We start from the raw sequence: 24,858 nt of genomic DNA, 5'->3' as shown, positions 1-24,858 counted from the left end.
AATTATTCCAAATGTTAAAGGGAAAGCTCTGTTCTGTAGTGCCGGTTGAGTCCAAAGACGCGCCCGAGATCGAGGACTGGAGAAAAGACAGGGCGTATCAAAGCCCTTATCTGGGCCTGGCGCTGACCCACCCCGCGCTTACCGCCGAGGACCTTTTTAAACGCACAACCTCAAAAAGTTATCTTGTAAGGGACAAGAGTTCAGCTCTGATCGCCCTGATGGTGACCGATAACGAAAAAGACCAGGACCGCAATATCGCGCTGTATCTTGACAAAAAGGAAGGCTCCTTGGATGATCCGATCATTGAGGCCCTGCAGTTGATGCTGCAGCAGCTCTTTGACGAAAAGAACATGCACAGGGTATATACGCATATAATAGACTCTGATAAAGCATCCTTGAATATCTTCGAGAAGCTCGGATTTGTCCAGGAAGCAGTGCTGAGACAACATCTTTATGTTAACGGCTCTTACTGCGATGTAGCGGTCCTTGGCCTGCTCAAGGACGAATATAAAAAATGATAAAAGGCCGTCTTGCGGGGCTGCGCCCCGCCTGCGAAGCGGACATCGAGATCCTGATACCCTGGACCCTTGACCCTGAGCTGTGCCGGCTTCTTTACGGCTCGGTCCTCAACTCAAAGAACGAGCAGACCGTCTATCTGCGCTCAATCATAAAACAACAGGCAAACTCCTTTCCGACAGCGCTCCTGTATATGATAGAGACCCGCTCGGGGGTCCCGATAGGCTTTCTTAATCTGCATTCTATAGACTGGAAGAACGGCAGCCTCATGAACGATATGGCCATTGCGGAAGAAGGGTACAGGGCAAAGGGGGCTTCCATAGAGGTCATTTGTCTGACGCTTGACCTAGTGTTCAAAGAACTTAACATGAACAAGCTTTGCGGCAATGTCCATGATTTTAACAAAGCTTCTTTAGGGCTTTATAAAAAGTGCGCTCCCTTCGGAATAGAGCAGGAAGGGACCTTGCGGCAGCATGTGTTCAGGGCCGGAGCCTATCATGATTCCCATGTTTTTTCCATTCTCAGAAAGGATTATCTGCAAAAAGCGCAGCTTCTAAAGAAACTGGCAGGGCTGGGGGTGCAATGAAGATAAGGCACATTAAAACGCAGGACATAGCCTTCTGCTCCAAGGCGCTTGGATGCAATGAAAAGGACCTATTTGGATCCCTTGCAAGGCCAAAACCGCTTTTTGAAAGGCCGCTCTTCTATGTGGTCTATGATGAGCACTCCGGGAAAAACAAAGGAGCGTTCTCTTTCTCTTCAATAGATTACAAGAACAAGCATCTTGTGCTGCTTGCATCCGAAAGGTCTCCGGAGTTCGTCAAACTGGCGGCAGATCACGCGTTTTGTCAGCTCAACATGAAAAAAGTGTATCTTTTTGTTTCTTCAAAGATAGAAGGTCTCAAAACGGAAGGGTTTCTGAGGTCTTTTCCTCAAGGGGTATATGTGTTCTCTTTAGAGCCCTGACATTTTCCTGATATAGCTCTCAAAACAATTCGAGGCCTTTAGGTTCAGCAGGATGCTCACCCAGGATTCCGCGTAGGAGATGGACTTTCTTTTTTCATTAACAAAGAACGCTGAGATCTCTGCCGCAAACACAAGGAACAGGAGGTCCTCCAGTTCCGGAGGTATGTTTGAGGCCTTGCAGTATAGTCCCAGGTTCTTTTTGTAGTTCTCAAGAAGGACCTGCGCCCTTTTCGTCTTTTGTTCCGCTGTCCTTGACCTTGAATAGGGCGTCTCCCCCATGAACAGTATCCTGTGGGCCACGATATAGTAGTTGAAAAAGTCCATCAGCGGCAGTCCGTCATAAACAGCATCCTCCCAGTCTATGACGCAGACGCTGTCTTTATCTGAGCCCAGCAGGTTCCACGGGTTGAAATCGTTGTGCACAAAGCATTCTTTGAGGTGCAGAGCGCTTTTGGGGCACAAAGCAAGAACTTTACTGCAGGTGCCCTCTATCATCTCAATATGCTGTGGAAAGTATTCGCAAACGGCAGCAAGCGGCTTTCTGATGTGTTCCTCAATAAAAGTATCATCAACCTCAACAGACCGGCCGTCCTTTATACCTGCAAGCTCAAAAGCCGGTCTTATTCCAAGTGAAAGAAGACTGTCCAGCTTTTCGGAGTCATTTTCCCTGTCAAGCAGTTCGTTAAAAGGCCCTCCGGCAACTCCTCCGGTGACAAGGACAGCAAGTCCGTTGATGCTCTCAAACAAGTAAAGGGGAGGGGCGGAATCTTTTAAGGAGGTAGCTGATAGAGCTTTGAGGACTTTTGCTTCGGTCTTCAGCGAATCCGCGGCTGGTTTGCTTTCGCCGTACCTGGGACATTTGATAACAACAAGAGGCTTTCCTCCGGCGCTCATGATAAAGGTCATAAGAGAGTTAAAACCCGATTTTCTGGCCGCGGCTATTTTGCAGGTGAGCTTGGTCAGGTCCGTTTCGGGAAGGCCCAGTGCCGCCCAGTTCATCATTATGTGTTTGATGAGTTCCGGATACTGCGGCCTTTTGTAGATCTCAAACAAGGGTTACCCTCCCTTCGTAGACGGCTCTTCCGACAATGCAGGAATCCACATTCTTTATCTTGGCAAGTTTTTCTATGTCCTGGTCCGTGGTAACACCGCCGGAGGCGGTCACCGGCACCGTTACCGAGGACGCGAACTTTTTTATGGCCGAATAATTCGGCCCGCTCATCATCCCGTCCCTTGAGATGTCCGTATAAACAAACCTTTTTACCCCTATATCCACCAACCGTCTAGCTATGTCAATAGCTTTGAGGGAGGTCTTTTCAAGCCAGCCTTTTTTGAGGACTATGTCCTTTCTGGCATCTATTCCTATGGCCACTTTGTCGCCGTAGGCGTCGCAGATGGTCTTTATCAGGCTGAGGTTCTCAAATGCCACGGTGCCCAGTATGACCCGCGATACTCCGCAGTCAAATAGTTCTTTTATCCTGTCAAGGCTGCGCAATCCTCCGCTCACCTCGATGGGGATAGAGATCTTTTTTGCGATCTCCTTTACTATCAAAAGGTTCTTCTGTGTCCCTGTCTTTGCGCCGTCAAGGTCTACAACATGAAGCCATTTGTATCCTTTGTCCTGCCATTTTTGAGCCATCTTGACAGGCTCGTCAGAATAGACGGTTACTTTGGAAAAGTCCCCCTTTTCGAGCCGGACGCATTTTCCGTCAAGGATGTCGACAGCCGGGATTATCGTGAAGTCTTTTTGCATAATTCTCCAAAGTTCTTAAGCAGTTTTAGTCCGTCTTTAGAACTTTTTTCCGGATGGAACTGAAAGGCGTAAAGGTTCTCTTTTTCAATAGCAGATGCAAAAGTAATGCCGTAGTCGGTGGTGGCAAGCACCGCAGCTTTTTCCACAGGCTCGCAGTAATAGGAGTGGACAAAATACATCATGGCGCCGTCCGCAACGCCTTTCATGATGGGGGAGGAGTGTTTTGCAAATTTAATGTTATTCCATCCCATTTGGGGGACCTTAATAGGGGTCATAGGGTCAAGGGTCAAGCCTGCAAAAGAGAATTTTTTGACCGTCCCTTTGATGATCCCTAATCCCTTCTGCGTTCCTTCTTCGCTGCTCTCCAGCAGGAGCTGCATGCCAAGGCAAAGCCCAAGGAAAGGTTTATCACAGCCTATTTGTTCGATAATAACAGAATCGAGTTTTTTCTGCCTTAACTCAAGGACCGCGCTGTCAAAGGCGCCGACCCCGGGAAGGATGATACCGCTGGAAGAGGCTATCTTTGCCCTGTCGCCTGTGATGACCGCTTCAAAGCCGAGGCTTTCGAGAGCTTTCTGAACACTCCTTAAGTTGCCAGACCCGTAATCTATGACGGCTATAGGCACAGCGCTATTGCTCCGAGAACCCCGGTGTTCTTCTTTAACTTTGCGGGCAGTATTTTGACGGGTGCAAGCGCCTGGGAGGCCACCGTCTTTCTTATCGAGCCAAAAAAAGGAGCCCCCAGATTTGACAGGCCTCCGCCCACGATGATGGCTTCCGGGTTAAGGATGTTAACAATGTTCGAAAAACCTATGCCTATAAGTTTTCCGAGTTCTTCTATGTCCCTTATAGCCTGCCTGTTGCCTTTTCCTGCAAGCTTTCCGGTAAGCTTTGGGTTGCGGCCTGTTCTCTTTTCAAAGGAGGGTCCGCAGGCAAGGCCTTCGAAATGGCCCCTTTTTCCGCACGGGCAGCGCGGTCCGTCAAGTTCCAGCGTCATATGCCCCACTTCTCCCGCGGTGCCGGTAGAGCCTGAGAACAATTTTTTGTCTAATATTATCCCTCCGCCTATGCCTGTGCTGACGGTGACATAAACAAAGTTCCTGAATTTTTTTCCGGCGCCGAACTTTAATTCGGCCAGAGCAGCGCAGTTGGCGTCATTTTCGAGGAACACTTTTTTTGAAAAAGCCCCGGAGAGGATGTGCCTCAAAGGGACCCTTTTCCAGCCTTTAAGATTGGGAGGGTTCTTTACAATGCCCTTGTTGGGGATTATAGGTCCCGGCACACCTATCCCTATAGCGGACACATCTTTCATCTTTATAGAGGCTTTTTGGGCCGCTTCTATTATCGAGGCTTTTATCCTTGCTATAACCTTTTTCGGTCCCTGGCCGGCCATGGTCGGGATCGTCTTTTCATAAAGCATTTTCCCGCCAGGGAGAGCAACCGCTGTCGATATCTTTGTGCCGCCGAGATCGACCCCAATAACATACTTTTTCATTATTAGAAGTATAACATATAAAGGAAATACAATAGAAATACATAGAAATTCCCGGAAAGACATTGCGAGGGGTGATGAGCAGATACCCGACCTTAAAAGGTCGGCTCCATGGGAAAGCAAAACCGGAGCCGAACCTTTAGGTTCGGGTAGATGCAGGCGACCCGACGCTAAAGCGCCCGCCTGCCAAGCCTTCCCGGCTCGGCGGGATGGCGGGCAGGTCGGCTCCATGGAAAAGCAAAACCGAAGCCGAACATTCATGTTCGGGTCTTATGTACCGGAGCCGAACCTTTAGGTTCGGGTAGGATGGAACGATCAGTAACACGTTAGCACTCCACTTGACAGAGTGCTAACGCACTGTTATAATTTGTCTTGAAATACAAAATGAAAGGAGGGCTTGTATGGCAAAGAACATAAAGCCGCTGGGGGACAGGGTCGTGGTAAAGCAGGAGCCGGGGGAAGAAAGAACCCAGAGCGGGATAGTGCTTCCCGACACTGCCAAGGAAAAACCGCAGATAGGCACGGTTATCGCGGTGGGTTCCGGCAGAGTGCTCGACAACGGCCAGAAGGTGCCGCTGGAGCTTAAGATAGGCGACAAGGTCATCTATGCTAAGTACGGCGGGACAGAGATCAAATTAGACGGCGAAGAGTTCATCATACTCCAGGAGCGCGATATCCTGGCTGTAAAGAACTAAGAAAAGGAGGCGAAAAAGATGGCTGCAAAACAAATAGTTTTTAATGACGACGCCTGGAGAGCGTTGGAAAAGGGCGTCAGCAAGGTCGCCAATGCGGTAAAGGCCACGCTGGGGCCAAGGGGCAAGAATGTGGTGCTTGAGAAAAAGTGGGGATCCCCGACCATAACAAATGACGGGGTGACCATCGCAAAGGAGATTGACCTTGAGGACCCCTTCGAGAACATGGGGGCGCAGCTCCTAAAGGAAGTCGCCAGCAAAACCAATGACATAGCAGGCGACGGAACAACAACTGCAACAGTACTGGGACAGGCGATCTTTTTGGCAGGGCTAAAGAATGTTGTGTCGGGCGCCAACGCCATGGCCATAAAGAGAGGCATTCAGAAAGCGGTGGAAACAGCGGTAGGCCAGTTGAAAAAGCTCAGCAGGCCGGTGGAGACCAAAGAGGCAATAGCCCAGGTCGCCGCGATCTCGGCAAATAACGATTCCGAAATAGGGAACCTTATTGCCGATGCCATGGAAAAAGTTGGCAAGGACGGTGTTATCACGGTTGAGGAGAGCAAAGGTATCGAGACCACGCTTGAAGTGGTCGAAGGCATGCAGTTTGACAAAGGATATGCTTCTCCCTACATGGTTACCGACCGCGACCGCATGGAGAGCGTGATAGAGGACGCCTACATCCTTATTACGGACAAAAAGATCAGCGCCATCAAAGACCTGCTGCCCACCCTTGAAAAAGTGGTGCAGGCAAGCAAGCCTCTTCTTATCCTCGCAGATGAGATCGAGGGAGAAGCGCTGGCGACAATAGTCGTCAACAAACTGAGGGGCACTCTTAACTGCGTGGCGGTAAAGGCTCCCGGCTTTGGAGACAGAAGAAAAGCCATGCTCGAGGACATAGCCATACTTACAGGAGGAGAGGTCCTTTCGGAAGACAAGGGCGCAACTCTCGAGAATGTAAATGAGTCCATGTTCGGCAAGGCCAAAAAGGTCATCGTTGAAAAGGAAAAGACAACGATAATCACCGAGGACGGGGGCAGAAAAACCGCTGTCAAGGAAAGGATCGGCCAGATCAAGAAAGAGATCGAGATGAGCGATTCCTCCTATGACAAGGAAAAGCTGCAGGAAAGGCTGGCCAAACTCTCAGGAGGCGTTGCCGTAGTAAAGGCAGGCGCTCCTACAGAAACCGAACTTAAAGAGAAGAAGCACAGGATAGAGGACGCGCTTTCGGCCACAAGGGCTGCGGTCGAAGAAGGCATAATCGCAGGAGGCGGCTGTTCCCTGGTCCATGCCATCTCAAGCGTTTCCGAGCTGGAAAAGAAATCTTCCGGCGACGAGAAGATCGGCGTCTCGATAGTAAAGAAGGCTCTTGAAGAGCCTCTAAGACAGATTGTCAACAATGCCGGACAGGAAGGCTCCGTGATCGTTGAAAAGATAAAGGCGGAAAAGAACGAGAACATCGGCTTTAACGCCCAAACCTATGAGTTCACCGACATGTTCAAGGCCGGGATAGTGGACCCGCTAAAGGTGACCAGGTCGGCACTGCAGAACGCCGCAAGCATTGCGGCCATGCTGCTGACGACCGAGGCGCTGGTAGCCGAGATCCCCGAAAAGGAAAAGGCTCCCGCAATGCCTGCAGGAATGCCGGGCGGCGGCTACGGGGATATGATGTAAGGGTCAAGGACACGGTTAAAGCAACAGGGGGCCCGAAAGGGCCCCTTTTGTTTGGGTGTTGCCATTTATGATGTGATGTGATAGCATTTAGATAGATAAACCGGACCGAAAATAGTGGGAAATGCCCACTTTTTGTTTTTTTAAGAGGTAAACGCAAAAATGAGAAAGATAGAAGGTTTTGCCAATATGCTGGATGTTATCCAGCGCGAAAGATCTCTGCCCAAGGAAGCGATAGTAAAGGCCATAGAAGCGGCTCTGCTTTCAGCATGCAAAAAAAAGTTCACCTTTCACGACAACCTGTCCGTGTCCATAGAAGATGACGGGACCGTCCATGTTTTTGCAAAAAAGACCGTGATGGAAGAGGTTGCCGATCCGGAACAGCAGATATCCCTTAAGGACGCCAAAAAGATAGACAAGGCTGCCAAAGAAGGCGACGAAGTCCTGCAGGAAGTGACCCCCGACGATTTTGGCAGGGTTGCGGCGCAAACCGCCAAGCAGGTGATCATCCAGAGGATAAGGGAAGCCGAAAAGGATGTTTCTTTTGAGGAATATAGTAAACGGCAGGGAGATATCGTAACAGCCGTTGTCCAGCAGAGGGAATATAACGGTTACCTTGTCAATCTGGGAAGGATAGAAACGGTCCTGCCTTTTTCGGAAGTTCCCCAGGCAGAAAATTACAGGCCCAAGGACAGGATAAAACTTTTCATAGTTGAGGTGGGCAGAACTCTCAAAGGGCCTGTTATAACGGTGTCAAGGTCAAATCCCGGACTTGTTAAAAAACTCTTTGAACTGGAAGTCCCGGAAATAGGGGATTCCACCCTTGAGATAAAGAATGTTGTTCGCGAGGCAGGCCGAAGGACCAAGATAGCGATCAAATCCAACGACCCCAATGTCAGCGTTGTGGGCACCTGCGTGGGCCATATGGGCGCCAGGATACAGAACATTGTAAGAGAACTGGGCAACGAGAGGATAGATATCATAGAATGGAAAGATGATCCAAAGGCCTATATCACTGCGGCGCTGAGCCCCGCCAAGCCCTCCAAGATAGAGTTGAACAAGGAGGAGCTGTCGGCCGTGGTGGTGGTGCCGGAAAGCCAGCTCTCTCTTGCCATAGGCAAAGAGGGGCAGAATGTCAGGCTCGCCTCAAAATTGACCGGATGGAAGCTTGACATACAGAGCGAGACCGGGGAAAAACTTTCTTCTTACGGGGCAAAAGAAGCTCCGCAGACATCGCCAGAGACCAAGGCTCAAGAGGGGGAAAAGAAGGCGGCAAAGAAGAAGGCTCCTGCCAAGGCTCCCAAGAAAGGCAGCAATGACAAAACCTCAGAAGAAGGAAACAGCGGCAAAGAAGCCGACTAAGATAAAGGTTGACGCGCTGGCCCGGGAGCTGGGCGTTGACGCAAAACAACTGCTATCAAACTTAAAGGACCTGGGCATATCCGCCAAGACCAAGGCTTCCTCTATTGATGAGGAATCTGCAAAGATAATCAGGGACCTTTTTAAGGCCGAGGAAAAACAACCGGGATCTTCGTCTAAGGCGACGGAGCCCTTACAGGTCAAGGTTGAGGAAAAAGAAGAGATTAAGACCGAAGAATCCTCCCCTCAAGCCGCCCCGCAGGCGCAGGATAAGAACATTCTCGTTATCCCGTCCGGCCAGATCACGGTAAAGGACCTGGCAGAAAGGCTCAAGGTAAAAGTATCGGAACTCATAAGGCAGCTGATGCTAAAGGGCGCTATGGTCACGATAAACCAGCAGATAGACTTTGCCATGGCCGCAGAAATTGCCGGAAAACTCGGCTATGAACTTAAGGAAGCAGAAGAAAAACAGAAGAGTAAAGGGCCTCTCGATACAAAGGAGGACCCTTCAAAACTTAAATCAAGGCCCCCGGTTGTTACCATCATGGGGCATGTTGACCACGGCAAGACTAAGCTGCTTGATGCTATCAGGAAATCTAACGTCATAGACACCGAGGCGGGCGGGATAACCCAGCACATTGGAGCCTACCAGGTGGACATAAAAGGAAAGCCCATCACTTTTCTTGACACTCCCGGGCACGAGGCTTTTACGGCCCTAAGAGCAAGGGGAGCCGAAATAACGGACATAGTCATAATAGTGGTGGCTGCCGACGACGGCATCATGCCTCAGACAAGAGAAGCTATTGACCATGCCAAAGCCTCATCTTCTTCCATAATCGTCGCGATCAACAAGATAGACAAACCGGACGCCAATATCGACAGAGTTAAACAGCAGCTAAGCGAGGTAGGCCTTGCTCCGGAGGACTGGGGCGGCCAGACGGTCACCGTTCCGGTATCCGCAAAGCAGGGAACGGGAATAGACCATCTGCTGGAGATGATACTTTTGGTGGCGGAAATGCTGGAGCTTAAGGCAAATCCGTCCTGTCTTGCCGGAGGAGTGGTGATCGAGGCCACACTGGACAAATCCATGGGGCCCGTTGCGACCATTCTGGTCCAGAGAGGCACACTAAAAGTCGGAGAGGCCTTCTATTCCGGCTCGGTCTACGGAAAGGTAAGGGCGCTGATAAACGACAGGGGGAAAAGGATCTCAAAAGCGCCGCCGTCCATGCCGGTAAAGATATTCGGCATCTCCGATGTACCTGTATCGGGAGACACCTTCCACGCGGCAAAGTCCGATAAAGAAGCCAGACTTGCTGCAGAAAAAGCCAGAGAAAATGAATCAGCAATCAAGCACCAGTCAAGGGTTTTCTCACTCGAGGATTTTTCGCAGAAGATCAAATCAGGCGAGTTAAAGACCCTGAACCTGATAATCAAGGCGGATGTTCAAGGCTCGGTGGAAGCGATCGTAAAGTCACTCGAAAACCTGGCCGGAGAGAATATAAAGACTCACATAGTGCTCTCCAGCAACGGAAATATCTCAAAAAGCGACATCATGCTGGCCAAAGCCTCGGAGGCCATCATAATCGGCTTTAATGTTGACTTTGAAGCGGATTCCAAGCAGCTGGCAGAATCGGAAGGCGTGGACGCCAGGCTTTACAGCATAATCTACAATGTTATAGACGATGTTAAACTGGCTATGGTAGGCATGCTGGAGCCGGAATACGAAGAGGTAATTACAGGACATGCCGAGGTAAGGCAGCTGTTCAAGTACTCCAAGGTCGGCACTATCGCGGGCTGCTTTGTCAGCGACGGCGCCATGAACAGGAACAACCCCGCAAGGCTGATAAGGGTAGGGGAAATGCTTTTTGAAGGCAAGCTGTCTTCCCTTAAGCGATTTAAGGACGATGTAAAAGAAGTTGCCTCCGGCAGCGAGTGCGGTATCGTGATCGACGGCTTTGAAAAAGTCGTGCCGGGGGACATAATAGAACAGTACGAGATGAGAAGGAAACAGAAAAATGTCAAGATCGGATAGGGTGGCGGAAAGGATAAAGATAGAGGTCAGCGACATCCTGCGCAGGGAAGTGGACGACCCAAGGATAGGTTTTATCACGATCACTTCGGTCAAGGTGTCGAATGACTTAAAGACGGCAAGGGTATATTTTAGCGTGCTCGGCAGCGAAGAAGAAAAGAAGGGCGCCATAGAGGGGGTCATGAGCGCGCGCAATTTTATCAAGATCAAGCTCTGCTCAAGGCTCAAGTTAAGGCTGATGCCCGAAGTGTATTTTGAATTTGACACGGTGCTCGAAAAGGCCAACCGCCTTTGGTCGCTGATGAACAGCGCAAAATGAAAGAACTTGTCCAGGCAATAAAAGGGCTTGACGACTTTTTGATCTGCATGCATGTGGACCCGGACGGGGACACCATAGGCTCTGCCTGCGCGCTTTCGCTCGCTCTGCAAAAGCTTGGAAAGACTTCGACCATTTACTCACCTGACCCGGTGCCAGCCATGTATTCTTTTATAAAGAACTCTCAAAACACGCTCAGATCCCCCGAAAAGACCGGCAAAAGGTTCGGCGCGGTGATAGCCCTTGACTGCGCGGACCTTAAGAGGATAGAAGCCGGACATAAGATAAAAGACCTTGGAGGAACGCTGATCAATATAGACCATCATGAGGACAACACTCTCTTTGGAGACCTTAATCTGGTCAGGAATATATCTTCAACGGGCGAAATAGTCTATGACCTTATTAAGGAGCTGGGGGTTGAAGTTGATGAGCAGATAGCGCAGGCTGTTTATGTTGCAATGATCACGGACACCGGCTCTTTCAGGTTCAGCAACACTTCTGAGAGGGTGTTCGCCATAGCGGCGGAGCTTGTAAAATGCGGCATAGATGTCAGCGCAATAGCCACCAGCCTGTATGACAGCCGCTCGGAAGGCGAACTCAGAGCGCTTGCCGCATCTCTTAACAGGATAGAGCGCTATTGCGGCGGAAAGATCGCGGTCTCCTATCTTTCGGATAGGGAGATAGCCTCCTTCGGGGTGGTTTCGCAGGAGATGCAGGGCATAGTGGATTACTTGAGATCTATCAGGGATGTGGAGATCGCCGTCTTTTTGAGACAGACGCAGGACGGCAGGGTCAAGATCAACTTCAGGTCAAAGACCTTTGATATACAGCAGATAGCAAAAGCTCTTGGCGGCGGAGGCCACAAAAGGGCCTCCGGAGCCGTGCTGGACGGGCCCCTTGATGAAGCAAAGAAAAAAGCGATAGGAACAACAGAAGCCATATGGACGGCATCATTGCGCTAGATAAACCAAAGGGCATCACCTCGTTTAAAGCGGTTGAATTCATAAGGCGCCTTACGGGTGTCAGGAGGGTGGGGCATGCCGGAACTCTGGACCCCTGGGCAACGGGGGTGCTGCTCATCTGCGTGGGAAAGAGCTGCTCGCTTGTTTCCAGGCTGATGGCCTGCGACAAGGAGTACGAGGCTCAGATCACTTTTGGCATCTCTACGGACTCCGGCGATCCAATGGGCAACATCACGGGAAAAGAACCCGTAAAGATCAATGAGGGCGAACTCAGGCAGGCGCTGTCCTCCTTTGTGGGGTCTCTCCAACAGGTCCCTCCCATGGTATCGGCAGTTAGGCACAAGGGAGAGCATCTTTATGAACTTGCGCGCAGAGGGATAACTGTAGAAAGGGAGCCTAGAAAAATAGTTGTCCATAGCCTGGAACTGCTTTCTTTTGAGGACGGAGAGTTTCCGCAGGCAAGGATCAGGGTGTCCTGCTCAAAGGGGACTTACATAAGGACCCTGTGCGAGGATATCGGCAAAAAACTGGGCTGCTTTGCTCACGAATCCGAGCTCAGGCGCACAAAGGTCGGAGGAGTGGATATCTCGTCCTGCCTTACAAGAGAGGAACTGACCCTGCTTGCCGAAAAAGGAAGGCTTTCGGAGGCTTTCTTAAAACATGCAAAAGCCTGAAGCAAAGAAAAGAATAAAAGAGCTGCGCAGGCAGATAGAAGAGCATAACCGCCTCTACTACGAACTGGACAACCCCCGTATCAGCGACAGAGAGTATGATCTTTTGATCAGGGAACTGATAGAGCTTGAACGCCAGCACCCTGACCTAGTGACGGAAGATTCTCCCACGCAAAAAGTCGGCGCTTCTCCTTCTCAAAAGTTCAGCACGGTCGCCCACAAAAAGCCGCTCCTAAGCCTTGATAACGCCCTTAATTTTGACGAATTGCGGGAGTTTGATGCAAGGGTCAAAAAAGGTCTGGGTTCTGCCCCGGAAGTTGAATATGATGTTGAGCTAAAAATGGACGGTCTTGCCGTAAGCCTTATCTATGAAAAAGGAGATCTGGCCATCGCATCCACAAGAGGCGACGGAAAGACCGGAGAGAATATAACCGAGAACATCAAGACGATAAAAAGCATTCCCCACACACTGGAACTTCCAATTGATATAGAGATCAGGGGCGAAGTGTTCCTGCCTTTGAAGGATTTTTATGCGCTGAACGAGGAAAGGGAAAAAGCAGGACTGGCAGTTTTTGCAAATCCAAGGAACGCCGCCGCAGGCTCTCTAAGGCAGCTTGACGCATCGGAAACCGCAAAGCGGCCGCTTGACTTTTTTGCGTACGGAGCAGAATTTCCAATTTCCAATGTCAAATTTCCAATGACTCAAATGGAGGCACTGGAATATTTGAAAAAGGCGGGGATAAAGATAAATCCATACACAAAAGCGGTAAAGGGTATAGATAAAACAATTGAGTTCTGCGCCGAGTTTGAGAAGAAAAGAGAGAACCTGAATTATGAGATAGACGGGATCGTTGTCAAAGTGAACGATTTTAGCCGGCAGAAGAGGCTCGGCTCAACGATGAAAAGCCCCAGATGGGCCATTGCTTATAAGTTCCCGCCGCAGCAGAAAGAAACTGTTGTAGAAGACATAAAGGTCCAGGTCGGAAGGACAGGGACACTGACCCCGGTGGCGCATCTTAGTCCGGTTAAAGTCGGAGGGGTTACCGTCAGCAATTCCACCCTGCACAATGAAGACGAAATAAAGAGGAAAGACATAAGGATTAAGGATCATGTCATCATCCAGCGGGCGGGAGATGTGATCCCTCAAGTCGTCAGGGTTCTGAAGGATAAACGCAACGGAAAAGAAAAGATCTTCCATATGCCGGATAAATGCCCGGTCTGCGGAGGTGATGTTTTCAGGAACGAGGACGAAGCCGCTCTAAAATGCATCAATAGCAGCTGCCCCGCCAAACTTAAGGAATCTATCAAGCACTTTGCCTCCAGGCAGGCGATGGACATAGAGGGAATAGGCGATGTTCTGGCGGGTGAGCTTGTTGACAGAGCTCTTGTCAGTGATGTCGCGGATCTTTACTATCTCAAAAAGAGTGATCTGCTGAGGCTCGAAAGAAAAGCGGATAAATCGGCGGAGAACATCATTACCGCCATAGAATCTAGCAGATCAAAAGACCTTTCAAGACTGATCTACGGTCTGGGGCTGCCAAATGTCGGGCGCAAAGCCGCCGAACTGCTTGCCGAAAATTTCGATGACATTGCTTCGCTTCGGCAGGCGGGTGATGATTCTTTTACCGGGATAAGCGGCATAGGCCCTAAGATCGCAAGGTCCATCGTAATGTTTTTCAAGGATAAGAATAATCATCACCTGATCATGAAACTGAAGAAGGCGGGGCTGGACCCGAAGTCTTCTCATAAGCAGAAAAAGGACAGAAAGTTGGCGGGAAAGACTTTCGTATTTACGGGGGCGCTGCAGCAGATGTCAAGGGAGAATGCCGAAGAGCTTGTGAAGCTTCATGGAGGAAAAACTTCATCTTCGGTCAGCAAAAAGACGGATTATGTTGTTGCCGGAGATGATCCCGGGTCAAAATACGACAGGGCCGTAAAGCTCGGCGTGAATATCCTTACGGGATCAGAGTTCGAGCAGCTGGTCAGCAGTTAAGCTGCATGGTGACGGACTTGGCCTCCACCAGCTCTTTTGGCCCCCAGTACTGGATGGGTCCGGGGCACAGATAAGAGTCCTCAAGAGCCCACTTTTCCCTGAGAGAACTGAACTCCAAAAAGGCTTTCGATCTAAGGTCAACCAGGTACTTGGAAATGACAAGGCTTTCCTTTCCCTTTCTTTCTTCTACGGACATCATGCCGGCAAGCGGAAGTGCCAGAGCTTTCCATTCCGAGACATCGGCCGAAAGGTTATTTAGGCTGACAAGATAGCCGCTCTTTTTGGATGCAACCAGCAGAGAGGCCGCGCGGCCAAGGTTATAGGTGTAGGTGGCGTCAAACACGGTGGGATAGCCGCATCTGCCGTCATAGCCGTAAAAATGCGTCTGAGTGGTAAGCTTTATGCCCTGTTTTTCCAACTTCTGGCAAACCAGGTCCATTATAAGCACCTCCGAGGCGATCTGAGACACCTGCACATTGCCGTGAGGGTCCAGCCCGCACAAGAGGCCGTTCTGCACTTCCTGCGGGAGCGAGGCAAAAAGCCTCTGTGTGGACTCGTCCAGTTCCACCAGGATAACTTCTCTCCTTGCCTGGAGGCACATCTTCATGAACTCGTCGTTGCCTATCTTTACTATGGCCGCGTTCACTTTCTTGATAAGGCCCTTTATCTCCGGTATGAATTCGACGATCCCTTCGGGTATCAGAACTATCCCGTATTTTTTCCCGGCTTTGTGTCTTTTTAAGACCACTTCACAGATCTCGTCAATGATCTCCGAGATAGTAAGCCCCTTTTCTTTTATTTCTTCGCCTATCAGAGCGATGTTAGGCTGGGTCTGGAAGGCGGTCTCAAGGGTTATCCAGCTGGCCGATCTGCCCATCAACTTTACGAAATGCCAGATCTTTCTGCTGGAGGGAAGGTCCCGGCAGATATTGCCCACCATTTCGCTGTAGGTCCTGGCTGCCGTATAAAAGCCGAAAGAGGTCTCAAGATACGGAGGGTAGGCAAGGTCCCCGTCTATAGTTTTTGGGATCCCTATCACAGAGCAGTTAAGCCCTTCTTTCTTGACCCTGGCTGCCAGATGGGCGGCGTTTGTATTGGAATCGTCACCCCCGGCCACCAAAAGGCCGTCAAGCTCCAACTTCTTTATCGTGGACAGGCACGCATCAAAGCTTTCTTTTTTCTCAACCTTGGTCCTGGAGGTTCCCAGAAGATAAAAGCCGCCCTGATTCCTGATGCTGTCTATGTCCTGCACTGTCAGGACCTTTGCATCGGCCTTGATAAGCCCGTCGGCCCCGTTCATGATGCCGATGACCTGGCTTTCGCCGTTAAGTTCCTTAAGAGCATCGTACAGTCCGGCAATAATATTGTGGCCTCCGGATGCGGGCCCTCCGGAAAAGAGTATCCCGACCTTGAAAGGAGGATACTTTTTTGCAGCCCCGTTCTTTTTATAGGAGAGAAGTCCGTTGTCGGCTATCTCCTTAAGATCGCTTTTTGCCTTCGGATGCAGTTTGAGGACCGTTTTTTCTTCTAAGAGTTCCACCTGCTGCAGGCTGCTAAGCACATCCGGCCTGCGCACTTTAAAGTTCTTGAGCTCTGCTTCGATCAAAGACCCCGGCTTTTTTCCTGTTCCCAACTTCTTTCTCCTTCTGCGGTTTATTCTGTTTTTTTATTATACAACGAAATCGCGGGCAGGAAAAAGTGAAATTCAGCATAAATCCCGTCGATAGAAACGGTACAGAACACGAAAGGAGAATATACATGGTAATAGAAACAAACGGAGTGCTTATAAGAAGCGCGAGGCTCGAGCCGGTATCAGGAACCCCCATCCGAAAGCCGAAGGAGGCATTTGATTCTGACAGGCCTCTGCTTATAGCGCAGAGAACTGCTGATAGTCCAGCCATCGATGAAACTATGATAATGAAACTTATCGAACAACTTACCGACAAAGATCCGGAAGTAATACGCTCTGCCAACAGTGAGCTGATTAGAATGGGGCAAGCAGCTGTTCCTTTCCTGGTTAAAGGACTAAAACATGAGAACATTAACATCAGGTCTGAATGTATGCGCCTGATCAATTTCATCGGCAACACACCTGCAGAAGCTATTCCCGCGCTTATTGAAAAAATCGGAAGCGTAAGCAACTATATGTCAGGTGCCGCCATATCTATTTTGGGCAAAATGGGCGCACAAGCCCAAAGCGCCGCGCCGCGCATCATATTCAAGCTGGAGGAGCTGATCGCCAGAAGCAAAGTTCAGCGCGTTGAGGGGGAAGAGATCATGAGGCCGATTGAAGCTCTGGGGCTCATAGGTGGAGAGTCTTCTCTACCTGTAGTCCCGATATTGCTCAAACTCATCAAAGACCCTGATACGGATGATTATGGCATCCGCGGCAGCGCGGTTTTAGCTCAGAGCAGAATAGCGCCGAACTCAGAGGAGTGTTATTCGGTCATCAGGCAATTATTTGAGGAGAACTGCCTGTGCAGAACTGCGTGCGTAGCCGCTCTGGCAAATATCGGCTCAGTCTCAAAGGAAAAAGCTCCAGAGATCATAGCCGCTTTAAGGAGCAGGCAGAACAGGGACAGCAGTCTTGATTATGAGATCGCCGTTCTTGAAGCCCTGGTGTCACTGGGGCAGGAAGAATTTACTCAGATCCTTAAGACAAGAAAAGGGATATCAGATCTGTCAAAAGGAAGAGTTCCTGGACCAAGCGAGGGGGAAACATATAATCTTATACGCGGAATGGACATGATCGCAGATCTCAAAGACAGATATTCTGTGAATGTTCTCCGCAGGATGATGGGTGGTGAATATTGGCAAGCGCCGGGAGATGCCGCAGAGGCACTGGCCAAGCTAAAAAACGATCCCAGGGTCCTTCCTATCCTTGTTCTGGCATCGGGACACACCTCGCAGAAGCATGACTGGGGAATGACACTCCAGGATGGGGTTAGCGCAGCGTTGAAAATCCTTAATATAAATAATGTCGCGGATACGGTTCCCGACCTGATAGCCAGGCTGAAAAGTGATGATGCGGAAGTTGTATTGCTTTCTATTCAGGCTTTGACATATTTGAAATGCCAGTCATCTGAATATTTGAGTTTTCTCATTAACTTTGATCTTAGAGATCGGAATGTCTCAAACGATCTAAGAATAACCGTGATTGATGCGATAGAGTCTGTCGGGAAGCAGGCAAGGACAGATAACTATGTCGCTTATTTGATAGATTGTATCAAAAGCAAGGATGTAAACCCGGGTCTGATATGCAGAAGTCTTTCAGCGCTTAAAAATGTTTATTATCAGAGCAAAGAGATGTTGAAAGGCAATGTCAGCACTATGATCTCATTGATGGTTTCTCAGCTCTCAAACGATAACCGGACAAACAGTTGGCATCAATATGGCAATTATACTTTCGGATACGGTCCCGTAAGCCTGTATTGCGCCATGGTTCTTGGAGAACTTGGACCCGAAGCAAAATCCGCATTGCCGGCATTAAGAAAAATGCTTAAAGAATATAACAATAGGGACGGTTACGAAATGTACAAAATGCTGCAAAGCGTAATAATGTTCATTGAAGACAAATTCTGAAGATTTGTTCGATCCCGGCAGGCAGTTTGTGGGGTATAATTCGTATATATGAGTTATACCTCTAGGACGGTCACGAGCACGGACAACTCCGTCATAAAGATGATCTCCGGTCTGAACGATAAGAAGAACAGGGATAAAGAGGGATTGTTCTTTGTTGAAGGTCGGTTTAATCTTGACGAGGCGGTAAAGGGCGGTCTGCCCATCAAATATCTTCTATTTACCGATAAATCGCTCATTAAAGGACTTCACAACAGCGGCGCTGAGCTAATCCATATTGACGAAAGAATATTCAATAAAATAACCGGTCTGGGAAGCCCGGGAGGTATAATGGCGGTCGTTGAAAAGCCACAGATCAGAACAGAAGACCTTGTTCTTGGAAAGGTCCCTCTCATTATCATCGGTGACAATATAAGAGACCCTGGAAATGCCGGAACTATGATAAGGTCTGCCGATGCCGCGGGAGCCGATGCCGTCATATTTTCTGAAGGCAGCGCGGATATCTACAACCCTAAAACCGTAAGATCGACCGGGGGCTCCCTTTTTCATCTCCCCGTGGTCAACGGCTGCGGCCTTGCGCCTTTCCTGAGAACGCTGAAAGAGCAAAAAAGCATAAGGTTGATAGCGGCCGATGCAAAGGCCAAAACGCTTTACACAAAAGTTGATTTTAACCTGCCATCTGCTATCATAATTGGTAATGAGGCTTCCGGCATTTCAAAGGAAATAAAAGCCCTTTGCGATGTGACCGCGGCCATACCTATCATAGGAAAAGCGGAATCGCTTAACGCGGCAGTTTCTTGTTCGATCTTGTTGTATGAGGCGGTAAGACAAAGATGCATCAAAAAATAAGCAAACTGAGGGCCGAGGCTCTGGACCAGATAGGCTCCGCGGCTGATCTATCCGCATTAACCGCAGTAAAGAACATTTATCTTGGCAGAAAAGGCTTACTTGCCGCGCTCCTCAAGGACCTCCCCGGCCTTAAGCCTGAAGAAAAAAAGGGGACCGGCGCCGAGCTCAACAAGCTTAAACAGGAACTTGAAGAAGCCGTCGGAGAAAAAGAAACATCTTTGTCAAAAGGGGGCCTGCTTCCCGCAGCCGCCCTCGACCATACGCTTCCCGGCAAAAGGGTCCCCAAAGGCAGACAGAATATTTTGACCACGACCATGGAAGAGGTCATAGCTATTTTCAAGGGCCTGGGCTACAGCGTTGCCGAAGGCCCGGAAATAGAGACCGAGCATTACAATTTTGAAGCGCTTAATATACCCGCCGGGCATCCGTCAAGGGATATGTGGTCTACGCTTTATATTAAGGACAACCTGCTGCTGAGAACTCACACTTCTCCGGTACAGATCAGGTACATGGAAAAAAGCAAGCCGCCTTTTGCCGCGATCTTTCCCGGGAAGGTTTTTAGAAGGGATGCCGCCGATCTTACGCATCTTCCGGTATTCCATCAGGTAGAAGGTCTTACCGCCGGAAGGGACATAACTTTTGCTGACCTTAAAGGGACGCTTGCCGCTTTCTGCAGGGAGCTGTTCGGAAAAAATAGAAAAGTAAGGCTGCGCCCAAGCTATTTTCCTTTTACGGAGCCTTCGGCCGAGGTGGATGTCGAATGCTTTGTGTGCGAGGGTGCAGGGTGCAGGATATGCAAAAATACCGGCTGGATAGAGATACTGGGATCCGGGATGGTGGACCCGAATGTGTTCTTGGCGGTTAAATACGACCCCGAACAGATAAGCGGTTTTGCCTTTGGAGTGGGAATAGAAAGGATCGCAATGCTAAAGTACGGGATAGATGACATACGGGTCTTTTTTGAGAACGACCTGCGTGTAATGAGGCAGTTCTAAAATGAAAGCTCCGTATAGCTGGCTTAAAGACCTTGTGGACCTGAAGGCGACCGCGCAGGAAGCCGCGGCAAAACTTTCGCTTTGCGGAATAGAGTGCAGCGCGGACAGCAGCGGGGTGCTGGAAGCGGATATCCTTCCAAACCGGGGGGATTGCCACAGTATCATCGGGATAGCCAGGGAATTGTGCGCGGTTTTTAACACTTCGCTTAAACTGGACCTGCCGGACCTTGCCGAGAGCACCCATTTAGTTTCTTCCTTTGCCTCGGTAGAAGTAAAGGACGCGGACCTGTGCCCCAGGTACATGGCAAGGGTAATAACAGGACTGCATGTCAAGCCTTCGCCGGACTGGCTGCAAAAAAGGCTGCTTGAGAGCGGGATGAGGCCTATAAACAACATTGTGGACGCCACCAACTACATAATGCTCGAGACCGGCCAGCCGATGCATGCCTTTGACCTTGACCGCCTTGCCAACAAAAAAATAATAGTACGCAGGGCAAAGAACGGAGAAAAACTTACCACGCTTGATGCTGCGCAGCGGACACTGTCGGACAAGGACCTTCTTATCTGCGACGGCGAAAAGCCCGTGGCGGTTGCGGGAGTGATGGGAGGAAAGAGCAGCGAAGTCTCGGCCGTCACAAAGAGTATTCTTCTTGAATCCGCCTATTTTGAGCCGACAGCGGTCAATAAGACTTCAAAAAGGCTCAAACTGAGGACCGAATCCTCCGCAAGGTTTGAAAAAGGGGTCGATTGGGACGGCGTCTCTTCCTATCTGGACAGGGCGGCAGCCCTGATAGCGGAACTGTCCGGCGGTCAGGTCGCAAAAGGGAGCATCGACATAATGTCCTGCCCAAGAACTCCCAAAAAGATTGCCCTGCGGCTGGACAGGATAAAAAAAGTGCTCGGCATAGAGATCCCCAAACTTGAGGCCGTGCTCATACTTGAGAGGCTGGGTTTTGGAGTGGCCGACAGGGTCGATAGCCTTGAGGTAACGGTGCCTTTATTCCGGGCAGGAGATATAGAAAGAGAGATAGACCTCATAGAAGAGACCGCAAGGATATACGGATATGATAAGGTCCCTGAAACTGTCAGGACAGTCGCGGCCTCAAAAAAGAACGAACTTGAGGTTTTATACGACAGAAAGAACGCCTGCGAGTCCGGAGCGAGGCAGGCCCTCCTTTCCTGCGGTTTTAACGAGGCCAAGACCTTCAGCATGGTGGGAGAAAAACTTTGCAAAAAGGCCCTGATGCCCATAGAGGACGCGGTAAAGATCGACAACCCTCTGGTAGAAGAGATGACACATCTCAGGACCTCTCTTCTGCCCGGGCTGCTGGAAGCGGCGGAATTTAATTTTAACAGGCAGGAACAGGATATTGCTTTATTTGAAATAGGGAGGGTCTTTAAGAAGACTTCGGGAGCCCCTCAAGAGGCCAACAAGGTTTCGGCACTTCTTACGGGCAGCGTCTGGAAGGGTCTTGATGGAGGGGACAGGCTCGAGCAGGACCTTTCATTTCTGAAGGGCGCTGTAGAGAACATCTTTGACTCGGCGCAGATAGAAGGAGCGTCATTTGAGCCGTCGGCAGATCCTCACAGCCAGCCCGGTACCAGCGCCGATATCTTTGTGCGCGGAAAAAAGATCGGGTTCCTGTCGCAGGTAAATGATGCGATCTGCGCCTCTTTCGGGCTTTCGAGGCCGGTGTATGTTTTCGAACTTGACCTGGAGCAGTTCCCCGAAACAGAGAAAAAAACGGCCGTTTATGTTCAACCGCCAAAGTATCCGCTGGTAAGGCGGGATGTGGCCATGTTCGTGCCCGCAGGCGTTACCCACAAAACCATAGTCGAAACAATAAAACAGTCCGGAGGGCCTCTCGTGGAAACTACGGGGATCTTTGACAGGTTCGAGTCCAAAGGCAAAAAGAGCCTTGCCTATTTTGTCCTTTACCGCTCAAAGGAAAGGACCCTCACCGACGAAGAAGTGAACCTTGCGCACAACAAGGTCATGGAAACACTTGAGTCAAAATTAAAGGTCCAGATAAGAAAGTAATTCATCCCCATGCCAGAGCCCACTCCGATGATGAAGCAGTACCGTCAGATAAAATCTCAGACAGACGGCGCGATACTGATGTTCCGCCTGGGGGACTTTTACGAGATGTTCGAAGAGGACGCCGAACTTGCTTCGCGCGAACTGGAAATAACACTTACAGGCAGGGGAACAGGGGAGAACCGCTTCCCGATGTGCGGGGTCCCTTACCATAGCGTTGAACCCTATATCTCTAAACTGGTCTCAAAAGGATACAAAGTCGCTATCTGTGAACAGATGGAAGATCCGTCGCAGGCAAAAGGGATCGTAGATAGACAGATAACCAGGATCATTACTCCCGGCACGATCACGGACCAGTCGATGCTCCTTGAAAAAACCAATAATTTTCTAATGGCGGTCTCTTTCGGGCAGGACGGCATCGGTCTTTCCTATGCGGACGCCTCTACCGGGCTCTTTAAGTCCCTCGACATAAAAGGAAACAGCGCAAGAAAAACGCTTTTTGACGAGATCGAGAGGATCTCTCCTGCAGAGTGTCTTTTGGCACCGGGAGTCCTTGAAAATGATCCGGGACTTGCCTCGCTTCTTTCCTCAAGGAAGATCATCGCCACAAAATACACGCTAAAGGACCTGTCAGACCCGCAGCTGGCGTCAGAAAAACTGCGAAGGTTTTTCGGGGTCAGTTCTCTGGAGGGTTTTGGTTTTTCCGGAAAGGAACAGGGGCTCTGCGCCTCTTCTTCGATAATCGAATATCTGGAACAGACACAGAAGACGGAGCTTGGCCAGATCACCAGATTGTCCCTCTACAGCACCGACCGGTTCATGAGCATAGATCCGCCAACAAGAAAGAACCTGGAACTGGTCGAGACCATGAAGGACAGATCATACAAAGGCAGCCTGCTTTCCATACTTGACCGCACCGCCACCCCCATGGGTGCAAGAAAGCTCCGCTTCTGGCTGCTTTATCCGCTGAAAGATGAAAAGGAGATAAACCTAAGGTTGGATGCCGTGGAAGAGTTGTCAAAAGAAGCGGTGCTGCGCCAAAGACTGCTTGCGGCTCTGGGCGGCATCAGGGACATAGAAAGGCTCTCCAGCAGGACGGCCGGAAAGAGCGCGAATGCGAGGGACCTCGTAGCTCTTAAAGAATCTCTTCTCAAACTGCCGGACATTAAAGAACTGCTGAAGAACTGCACTTCTCCCATCCTAAAAAAGACCGCCGAAGTTAACGCTATTGAGGAAGTTGCCGAGCTGATAGGGTCCGCCATAAATGACGATCCTCCTTTTCAGGTAAAAGATGGGGGGCTGATCAAGAGCGGCTTTAGCGCTGAATTGGACGAGATAAGGCAGGCAAGCTTCAGCGGCAAAAAATGGATCTCGGACCTGGAAGAAAAAGAAAGACAAAGGACCGGGATAAAGTCGCTAAAGGTCGGGTTCACAAAGGTCTTCGGCTATTACATAGAAGTCACATCATCCAACCTTAAATATGTTCCGATGGACTATATAAGAAAGCAGACTCTGGTTAATTGCGAACGGTTCATAACACCGGAACTCAAAGAAAAAGAAGCCCTGGTGCTCAACGCCCAGGAAAGGCTTGTTGAGATGGAATATGAACTGTTTTGCGGGATAAGAGAAGCGACCGCCCGGCATATAAAGGAACTTCAGGCCATCGCAGACACAATATCAACGACAGACGCGCTGCTGTCTCTGGCCGAAACCGCGGCCGGCGAAAATTACGTACGTCCGGTGATTGTAGGGGCGATTCACGTAGATGCGGCTCGCGAGCCGCATCTACACATAATATCCGGCCGCCATCCCGTGGTGGAGAACACAATAGGCCATCATCTCTTTGTTCCCAATGACACTGTGATGGATGAGAACGGCTCTTTCATAATGCTGACAGGGCCCAACATGGCGGGAAAATCGACCTACATGAGGCAGGTGGCTCTGATCGTGCTTCTTGCCCATATAGGAAGCTTTGTCCCGGCAAAGAGCGCCTCTGTCCCTTTGACCGACAGGATCTTTACCAGAGTAGGGGCCCTGGACGATCTCTACATGGGGCAATCCACTTTCATGGTGGAGATGCTGGAAACCGCTAATATCTTAAACAACGCCACAAAAGACAGTCTTGTGATCCTGGACGAAATAGGCAGAGGAACAGCGACATTCGACGGGATGTCGATAGCATGCGCCGTGGCAGAGCACATTCACGAAAAAATAGGGGCAAAGACCTTTTTTGCCACCCACTACCACGAACTTACTTCGCTTGCGGATAAACACAGGGGCATCAAGAACATGAACATCTCCGTAAAAGAGGACGGGGACGGCATCATTTTTCTGCACAGGATAGTTGACGGCCCGGCGGACAAAAGCTACGGTATTCAGGTGGCAAAACTGGCAGGGCTTCCCTCCGAAGTCATCTTTAGGGCAAAAGAAGTGTATAAGACCCTTGAAATGGTGGAGAACGATTTTGGAAAATTGTAAAGGAATGATATAATCCCTTTATAATTATGAGGAACAAGCTTTCCGTTGCCTTTGTCTGGCACATGCACCAGCCGTTCTATAAGGACCTTGTAACGGGCGAGTACATGCTGCCGTGGGTAAGGCTCCACGCGATAAAAGACTACTTTGACATGGCCGCCTATCTTGACGACTTTCCGCAGATAAGGTCCACTTACAATGTCGTCCCTTCGCTGCTGGCGCAGATAGAGGACTATACGGCAGGAAATGCCAGGGACAAATACCTTGAACTGTCTATCAGGCAGCCTCAGGACCTTAACCCGGACGAGAAGGTCTTTATCCTTAAGAATTTTTTCATGGCCAACTGGGACACCATGGTAAAGCCCTATCCCAGGTATGCCGATCTGCTGCTTAAAAGGGGCAGGTTCGTGACGATAGAAGAAATTGCGGAAGTGTCTAAAAGGTTCTCCAACAGGGAATTTTTTGACCTTCAGATCTGGTTCAACCTTGCCTGGTTCGGGCAGAT

At 49.9% G+C, this 24,858-nt stretch carries 22 protein-coding genes; 17 read left to right on the top strand and 5 right to left on the bottom strand.

Annotation, left to right across the window (positions count from 1 at the left end):
* Window positions 1-11: 11 nt before the first annotated feature.
* The 3 genes from WC490_04820 to WC490_04810 are packed head-to-tail and all read left to right on the top strand — an operon-like array spanning window position 12 to window position 1,482.
* A complete protein-coding gene (locus WC490_04820) occupies window positions 12-518 on the top strand; it encodes a GNAT family protein (GenBank protein MFA5097932.1) in 507 nt (168 codons plus the stop codon).
* Window positions 515-1,102: a GNAT family protein gene (locus WC490_04815; protein MFA5097931.1), complete on the top strand. Its 588-nt coding sequence runs from the start codon at window positions 515-517 to the stop codon at window positions 1,100-1,102. The genes WC490_04820 and WC490_04815 overlap by 4 nt, the downstream gene beginning before the upstream one ends.
* Window positions 1,099-1,482 carry a hypothetical protein gene (locus WC490_04810; GenBank protein MFA5097930.1) on the top strand — a complete coding sequence of 128 codons (384 nt, stop codon included), beginning with the start codon at window positions 1,099-1,101 and terminating at the stop codon, window positions 1,480-1,482. Before WC490_04815 ends, WC490_04810 begins: the two co-directional genes overlap by 4 nt.
* Here the strand turns inward: WC490_04810 and WC490_04805 are convergent.
* The 4 genes from WC490_04805 to WC490_04790 are packed head-to-tail and all read right to left on the bottom strand — an operon-like array spanning window position 1,471 to window position 4,730.
* On the bottom strand, window positions 1,471-2,535 hold the full coding sequence (locus WC490_04805) for an aminoglycoside phosphotransferase family protein (GenBank protein ID MFA5097929.1): 1,065 nt from the start codon (window positions 2,533-2,535) through the stop codon (window positions 1,471-1,473). The two genes, WC490_04810 and WC490_04805, sit on opposite strands and share 12 nt — an antisense overlap.
* The gene (hisA, locus tag WC490_04800) at window positions 2,528-3,235 is read right to left on the bottom strand and encodes a 1-(5-phosphoribosyl)-5-[(5-phosphoribosylamino)methylideneamino]imidazole-4-carboxamide isomerase (protein ID MFA5097928.1); all 708 of its coding nucleotides are present in this window, start codon (window positions 3,233-3,235) and stop codon (window positions 2,528-2,530) included. The genes WC490_04805 and hisA overlap by 8 nt, the downstream gene beginning before the upstream one ends.
* Window positions 3,214-3,861, bottom strand: a complete 648-nt coding sequence (gene hisH, locus WC490_04795) for an imidazole glycerol phosphate synthase subunit HisH (protein ID MFA5097927.1) — start codon at window positions 3,859-3,861, stop codon at window positions 3,214-3,216. Before hisH ends, hisA begins: the two co-directional genes overlap by 22 nt.
* The gene (locus tag WC490_04790; GenBank protein ID MFA5097926.1) at window positions 3,852-4,730 is read right to left on the bottom strand and encodes an ROK family protein; all 879 of its coding nucleotides are present in this window, start codon (window positions 4,728-4,730) and stop codon (window positions 3,852-3,854) included. The genes hisH and WC490_04790 overlap by 10 nt, the downstream gene beginning before the upstream one ends.
* Before the next feature lie 398 nt (window positions 4,731-5,128).
* Between WC490_04790 and groES the strand changes: the two genes are divergently transcribed.
* The 8 genes from groES (at window position 5,129) to ligA (ending at window position 14,417) form a co-directional block, all read left to right on the top strand.
* Window positions 5,129-5,422 carry a co-chaperone GroES gene (gene groES / locus WC490_04785; protein ID MFA5097925.1) on the top strand — a complete coding sequence of 98 codons (294 nt, stop codon included), beginning with the start codon at window positions 5,129-5,131 and terminating at the stop codon, window positions 5,420-5,422.
* Window positions 5,423-5,440: 18 nt separating this feature from the next.
* Window positions 5,441-7,090: a chaperonin GroEL gene (gene groL / locus WC490_04780; protein MFA5097924.1), complete on the top strand. Its 1,650-nt coding sequence runs from the start codon at window positions 5,441-5,443 to the stop codon at window positions 7,088-7,090.
* Window positions 7,091-7,249: 159 nt separating this feature from the next.
* On the top strand, window positions 7,250-8,449 hold the full coding sequence (nusA, locus tag WC490_04775) for a transcription termination factor NusA (protein MFA5097923.1): 1,200 nt from the start codon (window positions 7,250-7,252) through the stop codon (window positions 8,447-8,449).
* A complete protein-coding gene (gene infB, locus WC490_04770; GenBank protein MFA5097922.1) occupies window positions 8,403-10,478 on the top strand; it encodes a translation initiation factor IF-2 in 2,076 nt (691 codons plus the stop codon). The genes nusA and infB overlap by 47 nt, the downstream gene beginning before the upstream one ends.
* Window positions 10,462-10,794: a 30S ribosome-binding factor RbfA gene (gene rbfA, locus WC490_04765; GenBank protein MFA5097921.1), complete on the top strand. Its 333-nt coding sequence runs from the start codon at window positions 10,462-10,464 to the stop codon at window positions 10,792-10,794. The genes infB and rbfA overlap by 17 nt, the downstream gene beginning before the upstream one ends.
* Complete coding sequence (locus tag WC490_04760; protein ID MFA5097920.1) at window positions 10,791-11,753, top strand: bifunctional oligoribonuclease/PAP phosphatase NrnA; 963 nt, start codon at window positions 10,791-10,793, stop codon at window positions 11,751-11,753. The genes rbfA and WC490_04760 overlap by 4 nt, the downstream gene beginning before the upstream one ends.
* Window positions 11,732-12,427, top strand: a complete 696-nt coding sequence (truB, locus tag WC490_04755) for a tRNA pseudouridine(55) synthase TruB (GenBank protein MFA5097919.1) — start codon at window positions 11,732-11,734, stop codon at window positions 12,425-12,427. Before WC490_04760 ends, truB begins: the two co-directional genes overlap by 22 nt.
* Window positions 12,414-14,417 (top strand): NAD-dependent DNA ligase LigA, encoded by a 2,004-nt coding sequence (gene ligA, locus WC490_04750; GenBank protein ID MFA5097918.1) that lies wholly within the window; start codon window positions 12,414-12,416, stop codon window positions 14,415-14,417. The genes truB and ligA overlap by 14 nt, the downstream gene beginning before the upstream one ends.
* Here ligA and WC490_04745 read toward each other — a convergent pair.
* Window positions 14,407-16,050: a diphosphate--fructose-6-phosphate 1-phosphotransferase gene (locus tag WC490_04745; GenBank protein ID MFA5097917.1), complete on the bottom strand. Its 1,644-nt coding sequence runs from the start codon at window positions 16,048-16,050 to the stop codon at window positions 14,407-14,409. The two genes, ligA and WC490_04745, sit on opposite strands and share 11 nt — an antisense overlap.
* Window positions 16,051-16,175: 125 nt before the next feature.
* On the opposite strand from WC490_04745, the gene WC490_04740 reads away from it, so the two are divergent.
* From WC490_04740 to WC490_04715, 6 genes are all read left to right on the top strand, one after another.
* Window positions 16,176-17,999, top strand: a complete 1,824-nt coding sequence (locus tag WC490_04740) for a HEAT repeat domain-containing protein (protein MFA5097916.1) — start codon at window positions 16,176-16,178, stop codon at window positions 17,997-17,999.
* A 48-nt stretch (window positions 18,000-18,047) separates the two neighbouring features.
* Window positions 18,048-18,845, top strand: a complete 798-nt coding sequence (locus tag WC490_04735; GenBank protein MFA5097915.1) for an RNA methyltransferase — start codon at window positions 18,048-18,050, stop codon at window positions 18,843-18,845.
* Window positions 18,830-19,840, top strand: coding sequence for a phenylalanine--tRNA ligase subunit alpha (gene pheS, locus WC490_04730; protein MFA5097914.1), 1,011 nt, complete (start codon window positions 18,830-18,832; stop codon window positions 19,838-19,840). Before WC490_04735 ends, pheS begins: the two co-directional genes overlap by 16 nt.
* A 1-nt stretch (window position 19,841) precedes the next feature.
* A complete protein-coding gene (gene pheT, locus WC490_04725) occupies window positions 19,842-21,881 on the top strand; it encodes a phenylalanine--tRNA ligase subunit beta (protein ID MFA5097913.1) in 2,040 nt (679 codons plus the stop codon).
* A 9-nt stretch (window positions 21,882-21,890) separates the two neighbouring features.
* A complete protein-coding gene (gene mutS, locus WC490_04720; GenBank protein ID MFA5097912.1) occupies window positions 21,891-24,356 on the top strand; it encodes a DNA mismatch repair protein MutS in 2,466 nt (821 codons plus the stop codon).
* Between the two features lie 26 nt (window positions 24,357-24,382).
* A partial coding sequence (locus WC490_04715; protein MFA5097911.1) for a glycoside hydrolase occupies window positions 24,383-24,858 on the top strand: 476 nt, incomplete at its 3' end.

This window comes from Candidatus Margulisiibacteriota bacterium (assembly GCA_041650635.1).
Classification (GTDB): Bacteria; Margulisbacteria; WOR-1; order JAKLHX01; family JBAZKV01; genus JBAZKV01.
The sequence above is the reverse complement of the archived record's forward strand: the minus strand, read 5'-3'. Positions and strand labels throughout refer to the sequence as shown.